This window comes from uncultured Flavobacterium sp. (assembly GCF_937967675.1).
Classification (GTDB): Bacteria; Bacteroidota; Bacteroidia; order Flavobacteriales; family Flavobacteriaceae; genus Flavobacterium.
Map to the genome: position 1 here is coordinate 1 of NZ_CALBSN010000061.1, position 7,043 is coordinate 7,043.

3 protein-coding genes and 1 pseudogene are annotated in these 7,043 nt (G+C 32.2%); 2 read left to right on the forward strand and 2 right to left on the reverse strand.

The genetic code is table 11. The features are described 5' to 3' along the window. Positions 1 to 3,281: DUF4175 family protein (locus Q0075_RS03890; protein ID WP_297868371.1), on the reverse strand; the 3,281-nt coding region annotated here is incomplete at its 3' end. A 176-nt stretch (positions 3,282 to 3,457) separates the two neighbouring features. Between Q0075_RS03890 and gltX the strand changes: the two genes are divergently transcribed. After that, positions 3,458 to 4,954: a glutamate--tRNA ligase gene (gltX, locus tag Q0075_RS03895; protein ID WP_297868372.1), complete on the forward strand. Its 1,497-nt coding sequence runs from the start codon at positions 3,458 to 3,460 to the stop codon at positions 4,952 to 4,954. Between the two features lie 136 nt (positions 4,955 to 5,090). Next, on the forward strand, positions 5,091 to 6,056 hold the full coding sequence (locus tag Q0075_RS03900; RefSeq protein WP_297868373.1) for an SPFH domain-containing protein: 966 nt from the start codon (positions 5,091 to 5,093) through the stop codon (positions 6,054 to 6,056). 448 nt (positions 6,057 to 6,504) lie between these two features. Here Q0075_RS03900 and Q0075_RS03905 read toward each other — a convergent pair. Next, positions 6,505 to 7,043 (reverse strand): annotated as a pseudogene (locus tag Q0075_RS03905) (glutamine--tRNA ligase); the annotation flags it as partial.

Sequence of the window (7,043 nt, forward strand, 5' to 3'; positions counted from 1 at the left end):
TTAAAATTGGGTTGCAAAGGTAAGCTTTGTCTGTTTAATATTTCAACACTATTCAGATAATCTTTTAATTCCTTAGAAAGTGGGGTAGTAGTGCCATTATAGTTCTTGTCATTTGTTTTAGACTGACGTTTGGTATCTTCTCCTTGTTGCTGAATTGCTTTTTCTAATTTTAAAAGTTCGTGTTTAAGATTCAACATCTTTTGCAACGTTTCATTTTTAAAACCTTTATTAATAAGTTGCTTTTCAATTTCTTTCATTTGGTTCAATGTACCCAAACCTTGATTCAACATTCCTTCTTTCTCTAGGGTTTTTTGTAAAGCATCACGTAATTGCCTTTGCTCTTTAAGAATCTCTAAAACTTTGCCAGCATTACCTTCAGAACCGTTCTCACCATCTTCTCCATTCTGACCCGATTGCCCTTTTTGTTTTCCTTGCCCAGGTTTGTCGCCAGGTTTATCTTCAGACTTGTCTCCAGGCTTCATTCCTTCTTTCATTTTTTCACCCAACCCTTCTTGTTGTTTAATGATGTCTGGCAACTGCATTCCTGGTTTACCTTGTCCTGGTTTTGGTTTCCCTTTACCGGAACCTTGTCCCTGCATTTCCATACTTATTTCACTTTGTACATTACTTAAATAATCAGCTAAACGATTAGCCGAAGTTAAAACGTATTGTTGATGTGAAGCTCCTTTTTGAATGTTGTTATCCGCTAAGGTTTCTAAAGTTTTGTCTAAATTATAATGGATTTCTCCAACTTCATTCAGGATTTTTTCAGATATTTTCGGGTTACGTAAAGCCACAGCAAACAAACTATCATCAACATGTTTGAATTGTAGCTTTAAATCTTGTTGTCTTTTTAAGACTTTATTCAATTGTAAAGAACGTGTTTGAGTTGCATTTGTAGTCTTAATCAAACCTTCTTCATCAAAAGAAAAAGCTAATAAATTATCTAAAATTTGTCGCAACAATTTAGCATCTTCTTGCATTTGCTCCATTTCTCCAGATTGCATAGATTGAGCCATTGTCTGACTCATTTGCTTCATCTTGGCAGCAGCTGATTTTTGCTTTGGCTTTGCATTCTGTTGATTTTGTTTTTGCAATTCATCAGAAGCTTTCTCCATGTCTTTTTTTACATCCTCTTGCACATTCTTGTCATTAGGGATGTCCATTGGAGCTTTTAATTCTTTATTTTGTTTGTCTAAATCTTCAAGTTCTTTCTTAATAACGTCAAACTCTTTATTGATGGCATCTTGATTTTCCTTGTTATTTTCTTTAGTGTCATCAGCTAATTTATCTTCCTTCTCAGCTAACTTATCTAATTTATCGGCGATTTGTTCCGCTTTTTGTTCAACATAAAAACGTTTAGTTAATTCAACTAATTGCTCTAAATTCTGTTGTTGATTTTTGGCATTCTGTTTTAACTTGTCTGCCTTATCAAACAATTGATCTTTTTCTAATTTCTTAGAAAGCTCTTCTAATTCCTTTAACAGCTTATCGTTTTTCTCGGCTTGTTTTTCGGCATCTTCTAATCTTCGAAGTAACTCATCTTTGTCTTTATCTTGAGATTTTGGATTAAATTCTTCTAAATTTTCAGATAGCTTTTTAGTAAATTCTTTCATCATTTCGTCTTGTTGTTTTTGACGATTGATAAAGTCTTCCACTTTCTTTTGATCTTTGAAATCTAAGGTAGATTTCTCTTTATTCATTTTTTGAAGTTTGTCCAATTCTGAGATTTGCTTCTCTTGATTTTGAAGCGATTTTTCTAAACTATTGATGTTTTCATTCTGCTCTTGCAGTTGTTTGTCTTCTTTTTGGGTATCTGTAAGCTCATAATGAAGAAAAACAGAAGATTTTGAGCTTTTAAAATTGTTAACTACATCATTATCAAATACTTCAAAGTAATATTCGTAATTTACACCTTGCTCAATTGATAAACCATTAGGAAACGAATAAATAAATTGGTCAACGGCTTGTTTATTAATGGCTAAATTCGCTTTTCGAACTGCGTTTGGATTTCCTTTCGGATAAAAAACAACTTGTAACTTCGATAAACCATGATCATCGGCCACTTGACCAATCATCATTTTTGATTTTAATTTTAAAGAATCAGGCGCAATTTGAACTGAAATTGTTGGATATTGATCTTTAATCGTAGCGATTTGATACGACAATTTTTCAAACTCATTGATGTTTTTGTTCGATGTAATTACTTCGTAACTTAAATTATCCATGATTCTTCTTGAAAGCGAAAAGTTATTTTCTTTATTCGTAAAAGCACTTAATTGGTTGTTCGATTTGAAACTAACCTTATCGGTTGCCAAAGCGTTAATTCTCCAATTCACAACTGTTCCTTCCGGAACAACAGCATTTCCAGTTCCTTGAATAACATCTGATTTTTTACCTAAATATGAAGGATACTGCAACACCATTTCAAAGTTGGCAATAGTTGGCACATCCACCACATTAATCTGATACTCTTTCGAATTCAAACCATTTGCTAGAAGCGAAAAAGTAACATCTTTAGATAATTTGGAAAACGTATATTCAAAAACGCCTGGCTTTGTACTTTGTAAAAAATATTCTTCATCACCAATTTGAATTGCCACATTTTCAGGCATCACTTTTCCTTGTGTTTTCACTTGAAGTACAAAATCAGAATTCTGTTGTGCTGTTAACGATTTATTCAACACTACAAATTCAAATGGAGCAGGCGGAGCGAATTTCGTTTCATAATTCACCACGCGAGTAAAACTATTGGAGATGATTTCGGAATTTCCGGTAACGAAAAACAAAATCAGTAAAAGAATTGGAAGAATCGCATAAGGCAAAAACTTCTTATTCTTAGCAAAGTTCACCGCGTTTGAAAACGGAATTGGTTGTAACGAAGCTGCTTTTTGTTCGATTGAAGCTGCTAATAATTCCGAAGTTTGGCTTTGGTTTGCCAATTGTAAAAAGTTCAACAACTTGTCTTGTACTTCCGAAAAATGATTTCCAATGATTTCTGAAGCTTGTTCATAATTGATTCCTTGTTGTAATTTAAATAATTTAAACAACGGAAAAGCGATGAATCGAATCAATAAAAACGATTCAACACCAACGAACAACCAAAACAAAATGGTTCTTCCTGAAGTGGATAACCATAAAAAGTATTCAATCAATAAGGTAAAAATGAAATACAACAAGCCTAATCCGATGAAAAGAATGACTCCTTTTATCAGTTCATTGGTGTAAAACTTCTTGATAAACCCTTCGAGTTTATAGAAAATAATGCTTTTCGCTTCCAAAATTGTTGATATACTGTTTATAACCGATAAAAATACAACATCTTCCTAGATTTGTCAATAGGTTTTTAGTGAAACTTAACATTTGCAGCATCGGATTGTTTATAACCTAATGATTTTCTAAAATCTAAATTCTTACTTCTAAATAGGAATCGTATCTTTGCACAAAATTTAATTAAATGTCAGTAAGAGTAAGATTTGCACCAAGTCCAACTGGACCTTTGCATATTGGCGGTGTTCGTACCGCTTTATTCAATTATTTATTTGCCAAAAAACATGGTGGTACTTTCTATTTACGAATTGAAGATACCGATCAAACACGTTTTGTTCCTGGAGCAGAAGCTTATATTTTTGAAGCTTTAGAATGGTTAGGAATTGCGCCTGATGAGACCGTAGGAAAAAACGAAAAATTTGGACCTTATCGTCAAAGCGAACGTAAAGCGATGTACCAACAATATGCGGACCAATTGATTAATTCAGGTTGGGCATATTACGCTTTTGATACGGCTGAGAGTTTAGATGCAATGCGAAAAGAAGCTGAAGCCAATGGAAAAACGTTTATTTACAATCATTCGGTAAGAGAGCAATTGGATAACTCATTGACTGTTTCACGTGAAAAAGTGGAAGAGCGAATTGCAGCTGGCGAACATTATGTAATCCGTTTTAAAACACCTGTGAATGAAATTTTAGAATTGAAAGACATTATTCGTGGCGATATTAAGTTTGATACAAATTTATTAGACGATAAAGTATTATTCAAATCAGATGGAATGCCAACCTACCATTTAGCTAATATTGTGGATGACCATTTAATGGAAACTTCGCACGTGATTCGTGGTGAAGAATGGTTGCCAAGTTTGCCTTTACATCATTTATTATACAAAGCTTTTGGTTGGAACGCACCCGAATTTGCACATTTACCTTTGATTTTAAAACCAATTGGAAATGGAAAATTATCAAAACGTGATGGCGATAAAATGGGATTCCCAGTATTTCCTTTGGAATGGAAAACAGAAGAAGGAATTTCATCGGGATATAGAGAAAATGGATTTTTTCCAGAAGCGGTTATCAACTTTTTAGCGTTATTAGGTTGGAATGACGGAACCGAACAAGAGATATTCTCGTTGGAAGAATTGGTGCAAAAATTTGATTTAAATAGAATTCACAAAGCAGGGGCGAAGTTTGATCCAGAGAAAAACAAATGGTTCAATCATCAGTATTTACAAATGCAAAGTGATGCAAGCTTAGCAGAAAGCTTTAAAAAAATATTAGATAAAAAAGGAATCTCGACTTCACTTGATTTAAAAAAAGTGGTTTCTTTAATTAAAGAAAGAGCGCATTTCGTAAATGAGTTTTGGGATTTAGCGGATTATTTCTTTGTAGCTCCAACATCTTACGATGAAAAAGCAGCTAAAAACTGGAAAGAAGAAACACCAGAATTGATGCAAAAAGTGATTTCGGAATTAGAGAAAATTGAAGATTTTACATCCGTTAACATCGAAACCTTATTAAAAGAATGGATGACAATCAACGAAATTGGAATGGGTAAAATAATGCAACCGTTACGATTGAGTTTAGTAGGAGCTTTAAAAGGTCCACATTTATTCGACATCATTGAAATGATTGGAAAAGCAGAAACGGTGAAAAGAATTGAAAAAGCGATTGCTAGTTTATAATAAATACCGCTTTTAAAAATTAACCGCAGATTAGTGATAAAAACTAATTCTGCGGTTTTTTTATGGATGATGTAACTTTTTAATTTAATAAGCGTATAACCTTTATAACTAAAACTATAAAATTATGGAGTTTATCATGTTTCCAATTATTTTCATTGGATTAATTGTTCTTTTATCTTCTTTCTTTACTGTGAAACAGCAAACTGTTGTTGTTGTGGAACGTTTTGGAAAATTTCAAAGCTTAAGAAATTCAGGTTTACAACTTAAAATTCCAATTGTGGATAGAATTGCTGGTCGTGTTAATTTGAGAATTCAACAATTGGATGTCATCATCGAAACCAAAACGAAAGATAACGTATTCGTTAAAATGAAAGTTTCGGTACAGTTCAAAGTGTTACAAGAAAAAGCATACGAAGCGTTTTATAAATTAGAATATCCTCACGATCAAATTACGTCTTATGTATTTGACGTAGTGCGTGCTGAAGTTCCAAAATTAAAATTAGATGACGTTTTCGAAAGAAAAGATGATATTGCAATTGCAGTAAAACGTGAGTTAAACGAGGCGATGACAACTTATGGTTATGATATCATTAATACATTAATTACTGATATTGATCCAGATATTCAAGTTAAAAATGCGATGAACCGTATTAACGCGGCTGACCGTGAAAAAACAGCTGCAGAATATGAAGCAGAAGCTGGAAGAATCAGAATTGTAGCAAAAGCTAAAGCAGAAGCAGAAAGTAAAAGACTTCAAGGTCAAGGTATTGCCGACCAAAGAAGAGAAATTGCTCGTGGTTTAGTAGAATCGGTTGATGTGTTGAATAAGGTGGGAATTAATTCTCAAGAAGCTTCGGCTTTAATTGTAGTAACACAACATTACGATACGTTACAAGCAATTGGTGCTGATGCCAACAGTAATTTAATTTTATTACCAAATTCACCTCAAGCAGGTAGCGATATGTTGAACAACATGGTAGCAAGTTTTACAGCAAGTAACCAAGTAGGTGAAGCCATGAAAAATGCACACAAAACCAAAAAGGTAAATAAGAAAGATGCTTCAAACGAAAATTTCGGAATTGAAAATTCAGAAGAAGTATAATTAAATTATCAAAATTAATTTTAAAACCATCAATTTTTAATTGGTGGTTTTTTTGTAACCAAATGTTAGAAATCTACAAATTCCGTGATAATTTTTTAAAAGCAGTTGCAAGAAGAGAAAATCAGAATAAAATTACTTGGATTTTATATTAAAATTAAAATAAAGCGATTTTAGACACTTTTAATACTAAAGATGTAAAAATACTTTAGCTAAAAAAGTTATTGTATTAAAATTAATTTATGAAATTCACTTTTTTAAGTTTTTAATTATTAAAAAATTTATTTCAATAGTTTTTATTAATGATAATAAAAATAGATTAAAAATAAGTTTAGTATTAGTGTAGTTTATTTTAATAAAATGGAAATAAAAAACCTGCAGAGAAAATTTTGCAGGTTTAAATTATTTAAAAAATCTCGACTTCGCTCGATTTGACAAAAATCTGAAATTTTTATTGTTCTGAAATTTTTGCCCAAGTATCTCTTAGTCCAACTGTTTTGTTGAAAACTAAATTTTCTGGTGTTGAATCTCTATCTACACAGAAATAACCTAAACGTTGAAATTGGAAATGATCTAATTCTTTTGAAGTAACCAAACTTGGTTCTACATAACCTGTAATTACTTTTAATGAATTTGGATTAATGTATTCTTTAAAATCTACTTCCTTGTCTTTATCTGGACTTTCATTAGTGAATAATCGATCATAAATACGAACTTCTGCTTCTTTTGCATGAGGAATCGAAACCCAATGGATTGTTCCCTTTACTTTTCTTTGACTCGCTTCTGTTCCACTTCCTGATTTAGAATCTACGTCATAAGTAGCGTGAATTTCGGTAATATTTCCGTTTTCGTCTTTTATAACAGATTCACCTTTAATGATATAGGCGTTTTTCAAACGAACTTCAGTTCCTAAAGTCAGACGGAAAAATTTCTTGTGTGCTTCTTCTTGAAAATCTTCTCTTTCGATATATAATTCTTTAGAAAACGGCA

Excerpts from the sequence above, each read along its gene's own strand:
- gltX (WP_297868372.1), top strand. The coding sequence starts at position 3,458 with ATGTCAGTAAGAGTAAGATTTGCACCAAGTCCAACTGGACCTTTGCAT.
- Q0075_RS03900 (WP_297868373.1), top strand. The coding sequence starts at position 5,091 with ATGTTTCCAATTATTTTCATTGGATTAATTGTTCTTTTATCTTCTTTC.